Annotated in this window: 1 protein-coding gene; it reads right to left on the reverse strand. The window is 43.9% G+C overall.

Annotation, left to right across the window (positions count from 1 at the left end; genetic code table 11):
* Positions 1-11 precede the first annotated feature (11 nt).
* On the reverse strand, positions 12-508 hold a 497-nt coding region (locus tag R7093_RS28385; protein WP_318147429.1), incomplete at its 5' end, for a response regulator.

Genomic DNA, 508 nt, shown 5'->3' on the forward strand with positions numbered 1-508 from the left:
TTATTGATGAGTTAGGCGTTTGTAGAAAGCACCTGACGCAAACGATCTTGTGCTACTTCAACTAACAAATCTGGCTGGAATTTTGAGATAAAACGATCACAGCCTACCTTTTGCACCATCGCCTCGTTAAAGCTACCACTGAGTGACGTGTTCAACGTGATGAACAACTTCGACATACGAGGATCGCTACGTACTTCGTGAGTCAATTTGTAACCATCCATCTCTGGCATTTCAGCGTCCGTGATCATCATTAACAGCTCTTTTTCAACGTCACGACCTTCATCACACCAACGTTTGAGCACCGTTAATGCCTCTAAACCATCTCGGCACTCGATGATGTTCATACCCAATTGAGAAAGGGTGTCACGTACTTGGTTTCTTGCTGTCGAAGAGTCGTCTACGATAAGAACGTTACGTCCAACCATCGACTGCGATAAGTCGTGATCTAAGATATCTTCTGAGATAGTGACATCATAATGAACGATTTCCGCCAACACTTTCTCAACGT

The organism is Vibrio sp. 1580 (assembly GCF_033340055.1).